General features: G+C 63.9%; 15 protein-coding genes. 1 reads left to right on the top strand and 14 read right to left on the bottom strand.

Translation table 11 applies throughout. The annotated features are described in order from the left end of the window. Positions 1 to 16 precede the first annotated feature (16 nt). From VDQ28_RS14845 to glpD, 4 genes are all read right to left on the bottom strand, one after another. Positions 17 to 391: an NADH:ubiquinone oxidoreductase subunit NDUFA12 gene (locus VDQ28_RS14845; RefSeq protein WP_323036674.1), complete on the bottom strand. Its 375-nt coding sequence runs from the start codon at positions 389 to 391 to the stop codon at positions 17 to 19. A gap of 237 nt (positions 392 to 628) precedes the next feature. Continuing rightward, positions 629 to 1,219: a peptidylprolyl isomerase gene (locus tag VDQ28_RS14840; protein WP_323036673.1), complete on the bottom strand. Its 591-nt coding sequence runs from the start codon at positions 1,217 to 1,219 to the stop codon at positions 629 to 631. Then, positions 1,206 to 1,718, bottom strand: a complete 513-nt coding sequence (locus VDQ28_RS14835) for a peptidylprolyl isomerase (RefSeq protein WP_323036672.1) — start codon at positions 1,716 to 1,718, stop codon at positions 1,206 to 1,208. Before VDQ28_RS14835 ends, VDQ28_RS14840 begins: the two co-directional genes overlap by 14 nt. An 82-nt stretch (positions 1,719 to 1,800) precedes the next feature. Further along, positions 1,801 to 3,369 carry a glycerol-3-phosphate dehydrogenase gene (glpD, locus tag VDQ28_RS14830; RefSeq protein ID WP_323036671.1) on the bottom strand — a complete coding sequence of 523 codons (1,569 nt, stop codon included), beginning with the start codon at positions 3,367 to 3,369 and terminating at the stop codon, positions 1,801 to 1,803. Positions 3,370 to 3,540: 171 nt separating this feature from the next. Between glpD and VDQ28_RS14825 the strand changes: the two genes are divergently transcribed. Next, positions 3,541 to 4,299 (top strand): DeoR/GlpR family DNA-binding transcription regulator, encoded by a 759-nt coding sequence (locus VDQ28_RS14825; RefSeq protein ID WP_323036670.1) that lies wholly within the window; start codon positions 3,541 to 3,543, stop codon positions 4,297 to 4,299. On the opposite strand, the gene VDQ28_RS14820 is transcribed toward VDQ28_RS14825, so the two are convergent. From VDQ28_RS14820 to VDQ28_RS14775, 10 genes are all read right to left on the bottom strand, one after another. Next, positions 4,289 to 4,846: a sarcosine oxidase subunit gamma gene (locus tag VDQ28_RS14820; protein ID WP_323036669.1), complete on the bottom strand. Its 558-nt coding sequence runs from the start codon at positions 4,844 to 4,846 to the stop codon at positions 4,289 to 4,291. The two genes, VDQ28_RS14825 and VDQ28_RS14820, sit on opposite strands and share 11 nt — an antisense overlap. Then, the gene (locus VDQ28_RS14815) at positions 4,839 to 7,763 is read right to left on the bottom strand and encodes a sarcosine oxidase subunit alpha family protein (RefSeq protein WP_323036668.1); all 2,925 of its coding nucleotides are present in this window, start codon (positions 7,761 to 7,763) and stop codon (positions 4,839 to 4,841) included. Before VDQ28_RS14815 ends, VDQ28_RS14820 begins: the two co-directional genes overlap by 8 nt. Then, the gene (locus VDQ28_RS14810; protein WP_323036667.1) at positions 7,760 to 8,020 is read right to left on the bottom strand and encodes a sarcosine oxidase subunit delta; all 261 of its coding nucleotides are present in this window, start codon (positions 8,018 to 8,020) and stop codon (positions 7,760 to 7,762) included. Before VDQ28_RS14810 ends, VDQ28_RS14815 begins: the two co-directional genes overlap by 4 nt. Further along, a complete protein-coding gene (locus VDQ28_RS14805) occupies positions 8,011 to 8,556 on the bottom strand; it encodes a hypothetical protein (RefSeq protein ID WP_323036666.1) in 546 nt (181 codons plus the stop codon). Before VDQ28_RS14805 ends, VDQ28_RS14810 begins: the two co-directional genes overlap by 10 nt. Continuing rightward, on the bottom strand, positions 8,519 to 9,772 hold the full coding sequence (locus VDQ28_RS14800) for a sarcosine oxidase subunit beta family protein (protein ID WP_323038136.1): 1,254 nt from the start codon (positions 9,770 to 9,772) through the stop codon (positions 8,519 to 8,521). Before VDQ28_RS14800 ends, VDQ28_RS14805 begins: the two co-directional genes overlap by 38 nt. Positions 9,773 to 9,999: 227 nt before the next feature. Then, a complete protein-coding gene (locus VDQ28_RS14795; protein WP_323036665.1) occupies positions 10,000 to 12,090 on the bottom strand; it encodes an ABC transporter ATP-binding protein in 2,091 nt (696 codons plus the stop codon). Positions 12,091 to 12,186: 96 nt separating this feature from the next. After that, positions 12,187 to 13,347 (bottom strand): ABC transporter permease, encoded by a 1,161-nt coding sequence (locus VDQ28_RS14790; protein WP_323036664.1) that lies wholly within the window; start codon positions 13,345 to 13,347, stop codon positions 12,187 to 12,189. Positions 13,348 to 13,359: 12 nt separating this feature from the next. Next, positions 13,360 to 14,445 (bottom strand): ABC transporter permease, encoded by a 1,086-nt coding sequence (locus tag VDQ28_RS14785; RefSeq protein ID WP_323036663.1) that lies wholly within the window; start codon positions 14,443 to 14,445, stop codon positions 13,360 to 13,362. Between the two features lie 75 nt (positions 14,446 to 14,520). Then, positions 14,521 to 16,224 (bottom strand): ABC transporter substrate-binding protein, encoded by a 1,704-nt coding sequence (locus VDQ28_RS14780; RefSeq protein WP_323036662.1) that lies wholly within the window; start codon positions 16,222 to 16,224, stop codon positions 14,521 to 14,523. A gap of 208 nt (positions 16,225 to 16,432) precedes the next feature. Continuing rightward, positions 16,433 to 17,665 (bottom strand): mandelate racemase/muconate lactonizing enzyme family protein, encoded by a 1,233-nt coding sequence (locus VDQ28_RS14775; RefSeq protein ID WP_323036661.1) that lies wholly within the window; start codon positions 17,663 to 17,665, stop codon positions 16,433 to 16,435. Positions 17,666 to 17,731 lie beyond the last annotated feature (66 nt).

Raw genomic sequence — 17,731 nt, 5'->3', positions numbered from 1 at the left:
TCCGATTCTGTCGGCCTTATTCGGGCTGCCACGCCTCGTAGTCGGTCCGCTTGACCGGATCAGCCCGGCGCATGGACCCGGCGGGCACATAGGCGCCCTCGGTGCCGGTCAGATTGTCCTGATGCGGTTTTTCCCACGGCTTGCGCGCAACGGGGCGCTCGGTCGGGGCGTGTTCCCAAGTGTGATGCATCCAGCCGTGCCACTCGGGGCTGATGCGGCTTGCCTCGACTTCGCCGTTGAAGATCACCCACCGCCGTTTACCGCCAACCGACTGATAATACACGTTTCCCTGCGCATCCTCGCCCACTTTGGTGCCTTTGCGCCAGGTGAACAACTGGGTGCCAAGCGTTTGGCCATTCCACCAGGTTAAGAGACGAAGAAGAAAATTCATGGCGCGGTTCCCGTCTTGGACGAATTCGATCAGCGTTAGATATGACGCAGAACGCAGGGGAAATAAAGCCCAACTCGACGGTGTGACGGTCACATCCGGGTATATTTGCCGCTATTCGGCCATCCGGTGCCCCATGGGGTGAAACACCGGAGAGGCGACGGCAAAAGCGGCGGATCAGGCACGAAAAAAGGCCCGCAGCAGCGCCGCGGGCCCCTCCAATCGCTATCGTGCCGCCCGTCAGTCGGGCATCACCACGCGCACATCGGCCATGTAATCGGGCTCATCCGTCATCGCGCCATTGGGGCCGCGCCCACGATGGATCGCATCCAACACGTCGAGCCCGTCGATGATCTCGCCGACGACGGTATATTGCGTGTCCAGATGCGGCGCCGGTTCAAACATCAGAAAGAACTGGCTGTTTGCCGAATTGGGTGCGCGTGACCGGGCCATGCCCATCACACCGCGCGCAAAGGGCGCATCGGTGAATTCAGCCGCCAAATCCGGCAACTCAGAGCCGCCCATACCCGCGCGCGACGTGTCCCCGCCGCGCACACCGAATTGCACATCGCCGGTTTGCGCCATGAACCCGTCAATCACCCGGTGAAAGACGACGTTGTCATAGGCGCCCCGCTCGGCGAGGGTGATCACCCGCTCCACATGACCGGGGGCAAGATCGGGGCGCAGTTGGATGCGAATTGTCCCGGTTGCCTCGCCGGCCACGTCGATCTCAAGGAGCGGCATCGCCGAGGTGCCGTGTTGCTCTGCAAACGCCGCGACGGGCGCCAGAGTCACCGCCAGAACGGCGGCCAGCAGGTTACGCCTCAACATCGGCGGCCACCTTGACGCTGATCATCATGTCAGGCTCACGCGGCGGCTCGCCACGCCCGATCGCATCGACATGCTCCATCCCCGAGAGAACCCGGCCATAGACCGTGTATTGCTTGTTCAGGAAATGGTTGTCGCTGAAATTGATGAAGAATTGGCTATTGGCCGAATTCGGGTTTTGCGAACGCGCCGCCCCCAACGTGCCGCGATCATGCGGGATATTCGAGAATTCCGCGGGCAGATCCGGCAGATCCGAGGCACCGGTTCCGGCGCGGCCCATGTTGAAATTCTTGGCCTTGTTGCCATTCGCCACGTCGCCGGTTTGCGCCATGAACCCGTCGATCACCCGGTGAAAGACGACATTGTCATAGGCACCGGCGCGCGCCAATGCCTTCATGCGCTCGGCATGTTTGGGCGCGATGGCCGGCATCAGTTCGATGACGACGGTGCCGCCCTTGAGTTCCATCAGGATGGTGTTTTCGGGGTCTTTGATCTCGGCCATTTTGGCGCTCCTGCTAATCGACTGGCGCGCACGTTATCGCGCATTTCGCGGCAGGAAAACCGGGTCTGCGCTGAAATTCGCGTCAGATCGCCGTCAGATAGGTGTTTAACGCCTCGACTTGCGTTGCCGTGAGCCGCAGACCCAGTTTCGAGCGCCGCCACAGGATGTCATCGGCGGTCTGCGCGAATTCCTGCGTCACCAGCCAATCAACCTCGCGCGCGGTCAGGGTTGCCCCGAAATCCTGCCCCAGGTCCTCTGCGGTGGCGGCCTCCCCCAGGACGGCGCGCGCCTCGGTCCCATAGGCGCGGATCAGGCGCTCCGCCCAAATGTCTGACAAAAAGGGGTAGCGTGATTTGAGGGTGGAAACCAGCTCGGGCCCGCCCTCCACCGGAAAATCGCCACCGGGCAGCGCGACCCCCGCGGTCCAGCGCGGCTTGATCGCCAGATGCCCGTCCAATCGGTCCAGAACCGCCTCGGCCAGACGGCGATAGGTGGTGATCTTGCCGCCGAAAATCGTCAGAACCGGCGCGCCCGCCCCGGTATCGAGGGACAGGACATAGTCCCGCGTTGCCGCCGTCGCACTGCTTGCGCCGTCGTCATAGAGCGGGCGCACCCCCGAATAGGTCCAGAGCACATCGTCGGGCCGGATCGGTTTCTTGAAGTACCCGGACGCAAAGGCGCAAAGATAATCGCGCTCGGCCTCGGAACAGCGCGGCGTGGTGTCCGGGTCGGATTCGGGGGCCTCGGTGGTGCCGATAACGGTGAAATCCTGCTCATAGGGAATGGCAAAAATGATACGCCCGTCAGTGCCTTGCAGGAAATAGGCCTTGTCGTGCTCAAACAGGCGCGGGACCACGATATGCGAGCCGCGCACCAGCCGGACATGCCCCGAGACCGGCCGCTGAACGACGGATGTCACGACCTTGTCCGCCCAGGGCCCCGCCGCATTGATCAGGGCCTTGGCGCGCACTTGCCGTTCTCCAGTCGGATCGCGGAGAGTCACAACCCACACCCCATCCACGACGCGCGCATCGGTCACCTTGGTCCGGGTCAGGATCTGCGCCCCTCTGGCCGCCGCATCGCGCGCATTCAGCACCACCAGCCGCGCATCATCAACCCAACAATCCGAGTATTCATAAGCAGTTACGAAGCGTTCTTGAAGTGGTTCCCCCTCGGGCTCATGGCGCAGATCAAGCTTCTTGGTGCCCGGCAGAATGTCGCGCCCGCCCAAATTGTCATACAAAAACAACCCCAGCCGGATCAGCCAGGCCGGGCGCCGTCCGCGCATCCACGGCATCACCACGCCGAGAACCCGCGAGGTCGGCGTTTGCGCGTCGAACCGCATGTCACGGTGATACGGCAGGACAAACCGCATCGGACGGCTGATATGCGGCATAGCGCGCAGCAATATTTCGCGTTCTTTCAGGGCCTTGCGAACCAATCTTATTTCGAAGAATTCCAGATACCGCAGCCCGCCGTGAAACAGTTTGGTCGAGGCCGAGGAGGTCGCCCCCGCCAGATCGCCCATCTCGGCCAGCATGACACGGAGCCCGCGCCCGGCGGCGTCGCGGGCAATGCCGCAGCCATTGATGCCGCCACCGATCACAAACAGGTCTACGGCGGGTTCCGGGGTTGCGGGTCGAGAGTTCATGATGTTCGTTTCGCGTCCTTGATGTTCGTTTACTTTCGTTTTATACGCCTTTATGTTGCTTTTAGCAAGATACTCCCGTTGAAATTTCAGTCTGTGCGTCTTGCACGTCACGCCAAACCTTGCGTCCTGTCATGCCAATGCACAGACTTCACCCGCAACGAGGTTCGAATCATGGCCCAAGGGTTTCGACTGCCGGAAATACTGGAAATCGCGCGCCAGGACGGCCGCGTGACGGTCGATGACTTGGCAAACCGGTTCAACGTGACCGCGCAGACCATTCGCCGCGATCTGGCGGATCTGGATGAGGCGGGCAAGCTGGAGCGGGTGCATGGCGGGGCAATCCTGCGCTCGGGGACCGTCAATATCGGCTATCAGGAACGCGCGGCGCTGAATGCCGAGGCCAAGCAGAGCATCGCGCGGGCCTGTGCCGCCGAGATCCCGCAAGGGGCGTCGGTGTTTCTGGCAATCGGGACCACAACCGAGGCCGTCGCCCGCGAGCTCAGACGCCATTCGGGCCTCATGGTCGTGACCAATAATATGAACATTGCCAATATCTTGGCAGACACTCCTGCGGCGCAGGTGATTGTCACCGGCGGCACGCTGAGGCGCTCGGATGGCGGCTTGACCGGCCCCTTGACGCAAGACGCGATCCGCCAATTCAAGGTCGATATCGCGGTGATCGGCTGTTCGGCGCTGGATGCCGACGGCGATTTGCTGGATTACGACATTCAGGAAGTGGGTGTCAGCCGGGCGCTGATCGCGCAGGCGCGGCGCTCGTGGGTGGTGGCCGACCACTCCAAGCTGAACCGCACCGCCCCGGCGCGGATTGCGTCGCTGAGCGCCTTTGATCGCGTGTTCACCGATCGCCCCTTGCCAGCGCCGTTGCTGGCGCGGTGCGCGCAATGGCAGACGCAGGTTGTCACGGGTTGACCGGGCGTTTGGCGGCGGCGCGCCCGGCCACGCCACGCATGGCCTCTGAAACCTCGTGCTTCAGCGTGCCCGCCATCGAGCGAAACACTGCGATTTCATAGGCTTCTGGGGCGGAGTGGATCAAGATTGCCGACATGTGCCCAACCAGCGTGCGCGCAACATGGCCCAGCCCAAACGCCGCATCGCGCAGGTCCAGCGGCGTGAGGCGTGCCAGAACGGCGCGCGCGTCAGGCCCGGTCAGATGCAGCCAGACCCAGGCATCGCTTTGATCGGTGAGCGCCGCGACCCCGCGCAGCGCTTCGGGCGCCCGCGCCCCCAGCAAAAACGCCATGTCGCGCCCGGCCCAGATGATCCGCGTCGCGCCCTGTGCGTTGAGCGTACCAGGGTCGGGAAACCGCAGGCCGAGTGTCGAAAGCGCGCCATTCGCATCCAGCCCCGGATAGGGCGCGATTGATGTCACGACGCCTTGGTCCAATCCATCGAGCGTGGCGCGCCCATGGGTTAGCGGCAACCCGCCGAGTGCTGCCTTTGCCTTGAGATCAGCCACGCATCCGCCCTCCGTCCGGGTCAAAGAACACCGGTTCCACGACCCGCACAGCCAGCGTCTTGCCGCGCAACCCATCCTCGAACCGCAGGATCTCGCCGTGTCGCGCGCGCCCGTTGGTCAGGAAACCAAGCCCCAGCCAATGACCCAGCGTCGGCGACGGCGCGACCGAGGTGACATAGCCCTGATGATGTTCGCGCTTCGGCGGGTCGTTCTCGCGATAGAGATGCGCCCCGGCGCTGAGGCTCTGCGCGGGATCGACCGGAATCAAGCCCACCAGCTGCGCGCGGCCGGCCTCGGTAAACCCGGGTCGCCGGGTCGAGGCCTTGCCGATACAGTCCTTTTTCGCCGATACCATCTTGCCCAGACCCACGTCATCCGCTGTCGTGCGGCCATGGATTTCGGCGTGGGTGATAAAGCCCTTTTCGATGCGCAACACGTTGAGCGCTTCCATGCCGTAAGCGCAGCCGCCCAACGCCTCGGCGGCGGTCAGGAGCCGGTCGAACAGCTCCGCGCCATAGCGGGTCGGCACCGCCAGTTCATACCCCTGCTCGCCCGAGAACGAGATGCGGAAAATCCGGCCCGCGACGCCCGCAATCGTCAGGTCAGCGCAGCCCATGAAGGGCAGGTCCGGCACCGCACAGACGCTGGCCAGAACCACGCGGGCCTTGGGGCCGGCCACCGCGAATTGCGCCCAGGCCTCGGTCACCGAGACAAAGCGCACCGCCCAATCCGCGCAAAACGCTTGCTGCACGAAGTCCATGTGCCGCATGACCAACCCGGCGGCGGCGGTGGTGGTGGTGATCACATAATGATCCTCGCCCAGCCGCGCGCAGGTGCCGTCGTCCATGACATGACCATCCTCGCGCAGCATCACGCCATAGCGCGCGCGGCCCGGTTTCAGCGTGGACATGGTGTTGGCATAGACAAAATCGAGAAACCGCGCCGCATCAGGGCCTTGCACGTCGATCTTGCCCAAGGTGCCGACCTCGGTGACGCCGACGCAGGTGCGCACGGTGCTCACCTCGCGGTCGCAGGCGGCGCGCCAGTCGGTTTCCCCGTCGCGCGGATAATAGCTGGGCCGATACCACAGCCCGGCCTCGATCATCGGCGCGCCCATCGCGCGGGATCTCGCATCCGAGGTCAGCAAACGGCGCGGCGCAAACCCCTGCCCGCGCCCGCCTGCGCCCAAGGCGGCAATCGACACCGGCACGAAGGGCGGGCGAAAGGTGGTGGTGCCGGTCTCGGGGATCGCGCGGCCCGTGGCATCGGCCAGCACCGCCAGCGCACCCACATTCGAGTTCTTGCCCTGATCCGGCGCCATCCCCTGCGTGGTGTAGCGCTTCATGTGTTCGACCGAGGTGAACCCCTCACGCGCGGCCAGCATCACGTCCTTGGTGGTCACGTCATTGGCGAAATCAAGCCAGGCGCGGCCGCTTGCCGCAACCGTCCAGAGCGGCGAGATGGCATAGGGCGCGTCCTCGGCCATGGGCGTCGGCAGCGCTGGCGCGGGGAACCCAAGGTCGGCCAAGGCCGTCGCCGCAACGGCGATCCCGTCCGCCAGACAAGCCGCGGTCGAGAACCGGCCCCGCGCGGCCCCCGCAACGCTCAAGCCCGGCACCATGCCGTCGGTCGGCACGAAAGACGCGGTGCACGCGTCCCAGACCGGGCGGCCATTCATGTGGCAGGTCAGATGCAATGTCGGGTTCCAGCCGCCCGCCAGACCCAAGCTGCGCGCCGCGATCTGCGAGATGCCGCCCGCGTGCCGGATCGCCACGGTTTTCAACCCCAACCGCCCGGTGGTGCCGACGACGTGCGCGCGTGGATAGACCGGGAAATCCTCGGTCACGGCAACATCGCGCGGATCGACATAGGCCGCGACCTCGACACCCATTGCCGTGAGCGCGCGCGCCGTCTCCAACCCGCTGTCATTGTTCGAGAACAACACCACGCGGCCCGGATTGACACCCCAACGCGCCACATGCGCCCGCAGGCCCGAGGCCAGCATCACGCCGGGGCGGTCGTTGTCAGGATGGGCAATCGGGCGCTCCAACGCACCGGCACAAAGGACCGCGCGGCGCGCGACAATGCGCCAGAAACACTCGCGCGGCAGGTCGGCGGTGGGGGCGCGGTGCAATCCCACGCGCTCCAACGCGCCAAATGTGCCACCGTCATAGGCGCCGATAACCGTGGTGCGGGTCATCAGCCGGACATTCGGCCGTGCGCCAAGTTCCGCCAGCACACCCTCGGCCCATTCGTCGCCGCGCTGTCCGTCAACGCCGGGCTGGTCGGACAACAAGCGCCCACCCATCCGGCTGTCCTCATCGGCCAGGATCACATCAGCCCCGGCGCGCGCGGCGGTCAGGGCGGCCATCAGCCCCGTCGGCCCCGCGCCGATCACCAGCAGATCGCAATGCGCAAAGGCCATTTCGGTGCGCGCATCGTCGTGCAGCCCCGAGACACTGCCCAGCCCCGCCGCCCGGCGGATCAGCGGCTCATAGAGCTTTTCCCAGAAGGCGCGCGGCCACATGAAGGTCTTGTAATAGAACCCCGCCGACAGGAACGGCGACAGCAGATCATTGACCGCCAGAAGATCGTGGTTCAACGACGGCCAGCGGTTCTGACTGCGCGCCTCCAACCCCTCGAACAGCTCTTGCACCGTGGCCCGCACATTGGGGGTTTGGTGCCCGTTTTCAAGCACTTCGACCAGCGCGCAAGGGTCCTCGGAACCCGCCGTCATCACCCCGCGCGGGCGGTGATACTTGAACGAGCGCCCCATCAGCCGCACACCATTCGCCAAGAGCGCCGAGGCCAGGGTATCGCCCGCGAACCCCTCGAAGGTCTGGCCGTCAAAACGGAACCGCTGCGGGCGCGCGCGGTCGATCAGCCCGCGTCTGGGGATGCGATGCGATTGGGTCATGCAGCCCCCCCGGCAATGGCACGGCTGGACAGGATTTCATGCGTCACGGTGTTGCGCTCCACCTCGACCCAGGTTGCGCAGGGGTCGTGATACCACAGATCGCGGGTCACCCCGGCGGGGTTGTCGCGCAGGTGCAGATAGGCGTCCCAGGCCTCTGCTCCGGCACCCTCGACCGGGCGCGCCAGAAACACCGACGCGCCATAATAGGTGTATTCGCGGCGATCCCGGGTGCCGCAACAGGGACAGGCTATGCGCATCGCGCCCTCCAGGTTTGCAGCGCGCCGCCGATGTTTCGCACCGGCGTCACTGGCCCCCCTCGCACACCGCAAACGGGCTGCGAAACAGGCGATAGGTCGTCGGCTCGTCGAACACTTCGGCAAGATTTCGACACCAGCGCCTCGCCGCCGCAGGTATCGCCCGACACAACCCGCATGGCCCGCGTCGTGATGTCGATGGACTCCGCGCTGATGTTGCCCAGCACGAAGCCGCCGCCGTCGCAATACACCAGACACTCGCCGTGCGAGCACATCCCCTCCTCGCGCATGATCAGCCCGCCAAACCCGTCGCGCCCGGCATGACCCTGATTGGCCATCCGCACAGCAATCGCAAAACTGTTGCCCTGATCACTGATCCTGAGCAACAGCGTTTCGACCACCTGCTGCGGCTGCGCCTGCAGATGCTCGGGCGTGTAGTGGCGCGAATAACACCCATCGGGCGCGTTCTGGGCCAAAGCCGCCCCCGTGAACAGCAGCGCACTAATGCAGATTGTGCTGAGACCCTGTGCCTTCTTCATCCATAATCCCCCGTCCAGTGCGAAACCGATCCAATCTGAAGCCCGCCGCAACCGGGTGCGGCTGATCCGTGGCCAGCAAATGCGCAAGGCACCAACCCGAGGCCGGAACCGCCTTGAACCCCCCGTAATTCCAGCCACAATTCACATAGAGCCCGTCAATACCCGTGCGGTCGATGATCGGCGAGCCATCGGGCGACATATCCATGATCCCGCCCCAGGACCGCAGCACCTTGGCGCGGCCGATCATCGGCATCAAGGCCATGCCCGCCTCCATCACATGCTCGACCATCGGCAGGTTGCCGCGCGCCGCATACGAGGCGTAGAAATCCAGATCCCCGCCAAACACCAGCCCGCCCTTGTCGGACTGGCTGATATAGAAATGCCCCATGCCAAAGCTGATCACATGGTCGATCACCGGTTTTAGGCCCTCGGTGACAAAGGCCTGCAACACATGGCTCTCGATCGGCAGACGCATCCCGGCCATCGCCGCCACCTGACTGGACCGCCCGGCCACCACCATCGCCACCTTCTTCGCCCGGATCACCCCGCGCGCGGTCTGCACACCGGTGACCTTGCCGCCCGCGGTCTCAATGCCGGTGACCTCGCAATTCTCGATCAGGTCAACCCCGCGCCGGTCCGCCCCGCGCGCATAGCCCCAGGCTACCGCATCATGCCGGGCCGTGCCGCCGCGCGGATGGTAAAGCCCGCCGTAAATCGGAAACCGCGCCTGCTCATAATCCAGATAGGGCAGTTTCTCGCGCACGCCGTCGCGGTCCAGCAGGATCGCATCATCGCCCTGCGCCAGCATCGCATTGCCACGCCGCGCAAAGGCGTCGCGCTGCCCGTCCGAGTGGAACAGATTGATCAACCCGCGCTGGCTGTGCATGACGTTGTAATTCAGCTCAGCCTCCAACCCCTCCCACAGTTTCAGCGAATGGCTGTAAAACTCCGAATTGCCCGGCAAGAAGTAATTCGCCCGCACAATCGTCGTGTTGCGCCCGACATTGCCGCCCCCCAGATAGCCGCGCTCCAGCACGGCGATATTGGTCAAACCGTGGTTTTTCGCCAGATAATAGGCGGTCGACAAACCATGCCCGCCCCCGCCGATGATGACGATATCATACTCCGGTTTCGGCGCGGGCTTGCGCCAGGCCTGTTTCCAGCCCCGATTGCCCGTCAGCCCCTGTGTGAAAACCCTGAACCCGCTATAGCGCATGGCCGACACCTGCTCCTCCTGTACCCAGACAATACTGCCCGACTTTGTTTGACAAGCCTCAAAGCGGCCCCCAACCACGCGCGGTCTCAGATGGCGTTCCCGGCGTCTTTGTTCTCGAAATATCCTGGAGGGTGAATTTGCGCAGCAAAGAGGGAGGCAAAGCCTCCCTTCTCGCCTTACAAACCGTGTGGGCGGCCCTGCCGCCCTCCGTGTCACAGGCCAAACGCCTATTCGGCAGCCGCCATGCGGAACACCGGCTCCATTTCCGACAGGATCTCATCCGACAGATGGCATTTGATCTGATGCCCGTCCGCCAGTGTTTTCATCGGCGGCATGTCGATGTCGCATTTGCCATTCGGCACCTGATCCTTCCACCGACAGCGGGTCTGGAACGGGCAGCCGGGTGGCGGATTGACCGCCGAGGGGATATCCCCCTCCAGCACGATCCGCTTTTTCACGATCCGGGTGTCGGCGATCGGCACCGCCGACAACAGCGCCTCGGTATAGGGGTGATAGGGCGGCGAAAACACCTGATCGGTGGAGCCCAGTTCCACCACATGCCCCAGATACATCACCAGAACCCGGTCGCTGAGATAGCGCACGATGCTCAGGTCATGGCTGATGAACAACAGCGTGGTCTTGTTCTTGCGCTGGATTTCCATCAGCAGATCGGTCACCGCCGCCTGCACCGACACATCCAGCGCCGAGACCGGCTCATCGGCGATCACCACCTTGGCGTCACCGGCAAAGGCGCGCGCGATGCCGACGCGCTGCTTTTGCCCGCCCGAGAGTTGCCGCGGCATCCGGCCCGCGAATTCACGTGGCAGCTTCACCATGTCGAGCAGTTCCAGCATGCGTTGCTTGCGCTCGGCATCCGAGGCGCCGACGCCAAAGATCTCCAGCGCGCGGATGATCTGGCGCCCCACCGTCATGGACGGGTTGAGCGTGTCGAACGGATTTTGGAACACCATTTGCAACGAGGACACGGTGTCGGTGTTGCGCTGCTGGATCGGCGTGGATTGCACGTTTTCGTCAAACAGCATGATCTTGCCGGCGGTCGCCGTCTCGAGGCCCATCAGCACCTTGGCGAAGGTCGATTTGCCACAGCCCGACTCGCCGACAATGGCCAGGGTTTCCCCCTCGCGCGCGTCGAAACTGAGCGTCTCGTTGGCTTTCACCACCTTGGCGTCTCCGCCCGAAAACAGTGACGAGGCCGCGACCTCATAGTATTTGCGCACATTCTCCATCGACAGGACAACCTCGCCGATCTCGCCTTTCTTGGTGACGTCCATCAACGCCAGCGGCGCGTCCCAGTCGATTTCCTGAAATTTCAAACACCGGGACGCGTGGCGCTTCTGGTCATCGACCGAGGCCATCCTGATCTCGGCGGCGTTGCAACGCCCCTCTTCAAAATAATCGCAGCGCGGGCCGAAATTGCAGCCCTTGGGGCGCTCGTGCGGCAGCGGGAAATTGCCCGGGATCGCGCGCAGCGGGCGCTGGTTCTTGTCAGCGCCGGGCAGCGGTATCGAGCGGAACAGCGCTTGCGTATAGGGGTGGCGCATCTTGTCAAAGACATCCTTGACGTTGCCGGTTTCCACGGCCTCGCCCGAATACATCACGGTGATGCGGTCGCAGACCTCCATCACCAGCCCCAGATTGTGGCTGATGAACAGCATCGAGGTGCCGTATTTCTCGGCCAGCACCGTGACCAGATCGACAATCCCGGCCTCGACCGTCACATCCAGCGCGGTTGTCGGCTCATCGAGGATCAGCAAGGCGGGTTTCGACATGAGCGCCATCGCGATCACGATGCGCTGCTGCTGGCCGCCCGAAAGCTGGTGCGGATAGCTGTTCAGGATGCGGTCCGGGTCGGGCAGGCGCACGTCCTTGACAACCTGACGCGCCAGTGACATCGCCTCGGCCTTGCCCATGTTCTGGTGAATGATCGGCACTTCGGCCAGTTGCGCGCCAACCTTCATCGCCGGGTTCAGCGAGGCCATCGGCTCCTGATAGATCATGGCGATTTCCGAGCCGCGCAACTTGCGCAGCTCCTCTTGGCTCATCAGCGTCAGATCGCGGCCCTTGAACTTGATCGAGCCCTCGACCACTTTGCCGTTCACACCCAGATCCTGCATCACCGCCAGCGCCACGGTGGATTTGCCGCAGCCGGATTCGCCGACAAGGCCCATCGCCTCGCCCGCCATCACGGTGCAGGAAAAATCCATCACCGCCGGGATTTCGCGCAATCGGGTGAAGAACGAGATCGACAGGTTCTTGATTTCGAGGATCGGCTGAGAAGCGTCCCAAGGTTCGGTCATAGCGGTCTCCCGTTTGCGGGCGGCGGAACCGGGGGTTTCACACCCCCGGACCCCTGTGGAGTATTTTTGGCAAGATGAAATCGACAGGCAATGTCATCAATCCTTCAGGCTTTCTTCGCGCAGACCATCGGCCAGCAGGTTGAGGCCCAGAACGAGGCTCATCAGCGACAGCGCGGGCACCAGCGCCGGGGTCGGGTAGACCGTCAGCAGGCGGCGGCCGGCGTTGATGGTCGACCCCCAGTCCGGGCTTTCGGGCGACACGCCAAGGCCAAAGAAGCCCAGGGTTCCCAGCAGGATGGTGGTGTAGCCGATGCGCAGGCAGAAATCGACGATCAGCGGGCCGCGTGCGTTGGGCAGGATCTCCCAGAGCATGATGTACCACGCCCCCTCGCCCCGGGTTTGCGCCGCCGCCACATAGTCGCGGGTCTTGATGTCCAGCGTGATGCCGCGCACGATCCGGAACACGGTGGGCGCGTTCACGAACACCACCGCCACGAACACGTTCAAGAGGTTCGGCGACATCGACCACAGGCCCGTCGGATCCGCGTCGAACACCAGTCCGACATAGGCCCAGGCCCCGAGCGCCAGCACGACCCCGACATAGAGGTTGCGCTTGGCCGGTTGCGTGAAGAACCGGCTGTTGAGCAGCACCGTCACGAACAGGATCGGCATGAGGAACAAAATCCCCGCCATCACCACCGGGATCAGCGTGTTCTGGATTTCGGGCGCAACCAGCAGGAAGAACAGCAAGATCACCGGGAAGGCCAGCACCAGATTGGCAAGGAAGGTCAGCGCGGTATCGAGCTTGCCCGCGAAATACCCGGCGGGCAGGCCCAGCGTGATGCCGATCATGAACGAGATCATCGCCGCGAAGGGCGCAATGCGCAGCACCTCGCGCGCGCCCATCACCATGCGCGAGAACACGTCGCGCGCCAGGCTGTCACCGCCGAACAGATAGTAGGGATACAGGTCATCCGGGCGCGGCAAGGCCGAGCCGGGCACGGCGTTGCGCATCCGGCTGACCTGCGCCAGCGGGTCATGGGTGACGATCAGATCCGCGAAGAACGCGGTGAGGATCCAGAACATCACGATGCCGAAGCCGATCATGCCGACCGTCGAGTCGAACAATTTGCCATACAGGCCCAGCTTGCGCTTGAAGCGGATGGACAGGGCATAGATCACGACCAAGGCGATCCAGACCGGCAGCAATTGCTGTGCGATCCGGGCGATGATGTCGAGCCAGCTCAGGGGTTCCATGGGCAGCTCTCCTTACGAAATACGGATGCGCGGGTTCAGATACACATAGCCGATATCGGATATCAGCTGCGTGACCAGAACCACGACGACGGCGACGACCGAGGACGCCAGGAGAAGTTCGATATCGTTGTTCACCGCCGCCTCATAGAGGGTCCAGCCGAAGCCGGGGTAGCTGAACAACACCTCGGAGATGACCACGCCATTGAGCAACCACGGGATCTGCAACATGATCACCGTAAACGGCGCAATCAGCGCATTGCGCAACGCGTGTTTCATCACGATGTTGCCAAAGCTCACCCCTTTGAGGCGGGCGGTGCGGATATATTGCTGGGTCATCACCTCGGTCATCGAGGCGCGGGTGATGCGGGCGATATAGCCCATGCCATACAGCGCCACGGTCAGCACCGGCAGGGTGAAGTTCGAGAAGGTGATCCCGTCGAGCGCCGAACGCGCGTTGCCCTGAAACAGGACGCGGCCCTCGATCCAGCCCCATTCCGCCAGCAGCGGCGACAGGCCCACGGTTGACGAGGCGAACAGCGCGATGAACACCACACCGGACACATATTCCGGCGTCGCCGTGGTGACGATCGCAACGGTCGAGAGCGTCCGGTCGGTTTTCGACCCCTCGCGCATCCCCGCCAGCACACCGAGGATCAGCGCCATCGGCACCATGACGATCAGCACCCAGAGCATCAGCATCCCGGTGGCCCCCAGCCGCGCGCTGATCACGTCGGACACGTCATCGGCGAAGCGCGTGGAATAGCCCCAGTCGCCCTGCAACAACCCGCAGCGCGCGCCCGCTTGCGCCGGATCGTCGCGCAGGTTCACGCAGCGCCCGGTAACGGTGCCGTCCTCGGCTTCGCGCACCCAGCCCGGCAGAACGCCCAGCCACTCGCCATAGCGCACCACCATCGGCGAGCCATAGCCGTTGCGCACCAGCCAACTGTCCACTTCGGCATCGGTCATGCGGCTGCCGGCCTGGGTCTTGGCAAGGGTTTCGAGTTTCGCGGGCAGGTTGGTAAGGTAGAAGACCACGAGGGTCAGGCACAGCGCGGTGAGCAACATCACACCGAGGCGCCGGAGCAAGAATAGCAGCATGGCTTCTCCTGTAGCTGGACGAGCGCGTAACAGAATGACCTCTCAGGCCCACGGGTGCGGGCCGGGTCACGTCAGCTAATGCAGTAAGAAAAGACGGGGCGCGATCGACGCGCCCCGTGTCTCGGGTTTTACGAAACCCAGTATTTGACGTAATCCACCACGAAGGTCGGGTGCATCTCTGCGCCGTGGACATTCGGGGCCGCATTGCGGAACAGCGAGCGCCAGTAGGGCTGAATCATCACGCCTTCTTCTTGCATGATCGCTTCCAGTCGCGCCATGATCTCGCGGCGGCGGTCGGCATTGGCGATGGAGTTGGCCTGATCCAACAACGAGTTCGAACTCGGCATTCGAGAACGCCGATTCGTTCCACGGCACACCGCTCCGGTAGGCGAGGTTGAGGACCTGAACACCCAGCGGGCGCATGTTCCACTCGGTCGCTGACCACGGGTACTTGAGCCAATCGTTCCAGAAGGTCGCCGACGGCAGGATCGTGCGTTCGATGTTGATCCCGGCGTCGCGTACCATGGCGGCGACGGCGTCACAGGTTTCCGACTGCCACGGTTCATCAACGGAAATCAGCTCGAACGTGTGATCCGCCAGACCTTCGGCGGCAATCTCGGCCGCGGCAGCGGCAGGGTCAATAACCAGCGGTGGCAGTGGCGCATATTCCGGGTGGATCGGGCAGACATGGTGGTTTTCCGCCACTTCCCCCAGATCGTTATACCCCAGCTCAAGCGCCACGGCGTTGTCCACCGCCTTGACGAGGGCGCGACGCACGTTGCCATTCGCGTAGATCTCGTCATCCTGGTTGAAGCGGACGCAGATCGTCCCGGCGGTCACAACCGAGGTCCGGGGGAAGCCGATGGCCTCGAAAATGTCGATGATGTCGCCCTGCGCCTGATAGTTCAGGTCGATCTCTCCAGACTCAGCGGCGGCAATCCACGACGAGGGGTCCGGCCCCAGATCGACAAACTCGATCCGGTCGAGATAGGCACCGTTGCCTTCGTTCCACCAGGTGTGATCGGGATTGCGCTCGACGACAGCACCGATGCCGGGCTCATAGCTGACCGGACGGTAGGGGCCGGTGCCGATCGGATCGGCAACCGGATCACCCGACGAGAAGGACGGGTGCACAACCGCCGCCGGATAGTCGGCCATGCCGACGATAAAGGCGATATCCGGGGACGGCAGCGTGACGAGGACGGTGTAATCGTCAACCCGCGTCAGGCCGCCTTCACGGACGCCACCGTTTTCGACCAGCCCGCCCATGCGGGTTGCCATCGAGTTGCCCTCGACCGATTCATCGCACCACCGCGTCAGCGCGTCGATCACGTTGTCGGCGTTGAACACGTCACCGTTGTTCCAGGTGACACCCTGACGGACGCGCAGCGTGTATTGCGTCGCGTCGTCGCTGACATCCCAGCCCTCCAGCAGAACCGGAAGCAAGGTGCCGTCGCGCTGGTAATCCACCAGATACTCCAGCCAGCCGCGGCAGGCGTTGGCCAGTTCCGACCAATCCCAGGTGCGCGGGTCGCGTTGGGCCTTGACGAACATCTGCATCCGCAATGAGCCGCCGGTCTGCGGCGTCATGCCATGCGACTCGGCGCGCGCCTCGGGGGCCGCCAGACCCAGCAATCCGTAGGCGGTCGGCGCGGCGAGGCCCAGCGCCGTGGCGCGGGTCAGGAATTCGCGGCGATCCAGCTTCCCCTCGGCAACCTCGGACGCGTACATTTCCGCGGCCGGGTGGACCCTGGGTGTCTTGAGTGTGAAATCTTTCATGTGGTTTTCTCCCTATTCAGTCTTGATTGTTATCAACTCCGATGTTGTTCACCGGTATGTCTTTCATTGCGCGTTCAGACGGATGGTTTTGCCAATCCAAATACGACTTGCCCCCATCCAAACGCGACAGCCGCCAGAATTCAACCCACTTATCCGCAGATTGCCGCGTTTTGTGCCGATTGCCGACAATTGATCGTGACCGGACGCCTCATTCTCGGGGTGCACCGCCCTGAAAGCTGTTCGCGCTGTCATAGCGGCAAGGCGCTTCCTGCATTTGCAGATGCAACCCGGCGCCCTCGTAGGGGTGCGCGCGCGCCAGGGTTTCGTCGAACGCGATGCCCAATCCCGGGGCGGTTGGCGCCTCGATATAGCCGCCCTCGACCCGCAGCCCGTGCTGTATCAACGCCCCGTGGAACCCGCCGCCTTGCTGGATGCTCTCGACCATCAGCAAATTCGGAAGCGTCACCGCCAGCTGGATATTCGCCGCCCATTCCACCGGCCCGGCATAGAGATGCGGCGCGATCTGCGCGCCAAAGGCCTCGGCCATGCCGGCGATCTTCTTGGTCTCCAGGATCCCGCCCGAGCGGCCCAGCGCCGGTTGCAGGATCGACGCCCCGCCGCTGCGCAACAGCGTGCCGAACTCGGCCTTGGTGGTCAGCCGCTCGCCGGTGGCCAGCGGTATGCGCACCGCCCGCGCCACCTGCGCAAAATCCAGCAGATTGTCGGGCGGGATCGGCTCCTCGAACCACAGCGGGCTGAACGGCTCCAACGCCTGCCCCAACCGGATCGCGCCGGCGGGCGTGAACTGCCCATGCGTGCCAAACAGCAGGTCGGCGCGGTCGCCCACCGCGTCCCGCAGGGCACGGCACATGCGCAGGCTCAGATCCATATCGGCCAACGCCGGCTGATGCCCGCCGCGTAGGGTATAGGGCCCGGCGGGGTCGAATTTGATCGCCGTGAACCCCTGATCCAGCGCCTCCAGCGCGGATTCGGCCTGCATCTCGGGCGAGGACCAGAACGCGGCCGGATCGTGATGCGCCATCGGATAGAGATAGGTATAGGCCCGCAGCCGGTCATTCATCTTGCCGCCCAGCAGCGCGTAAACAGGCCGCTCATGCGCCTTGCCCAGAATATCCCAACAGGCGATCTCCAGCCCTGAAAACGCCCCCATCACCGTCAGATCCGGGCGCTGCGTGAAACCTGCCGAATAGGCGCGGCGAAACATCAGCTCGATGTTCTCGGGGTTCTCGCCGTGCATATGGCGCGCGAACACATCCTCGATCACCGCCACCATCGCCTTGGGCCCGACCGAGGCGGCATACACCTCGCCATAGCCAACAATCCCGTTGTCGGTGGTCAGCTTGACGATCAACCAATAGCGCCCGCCCCACCCCGGCGGCGGCGTGCCGATGACAAAAACCTCAAGATCGGCCAGTTTCATACAGGTTCCTTTCCGGGCGTCAGGGCCAGGCAGGGCGGCATTTTTCGTCCCTCGCCAGCGTTTCAC

The organism is Pararhodobacter sp., from assembly GCF_034676545.1.
Taxonomy (GTDB): Bacteria; Pseudomonadota; Alphaproteobacteria; order Rhodobacterales; family Rhodobacteraceae; genus Pararhodobacter.
The sequence above is the reverse complement of the archived record's forward strand: the minus strand, read 5'-3'. Positions and strand labels throughout refer to the sequence as shown.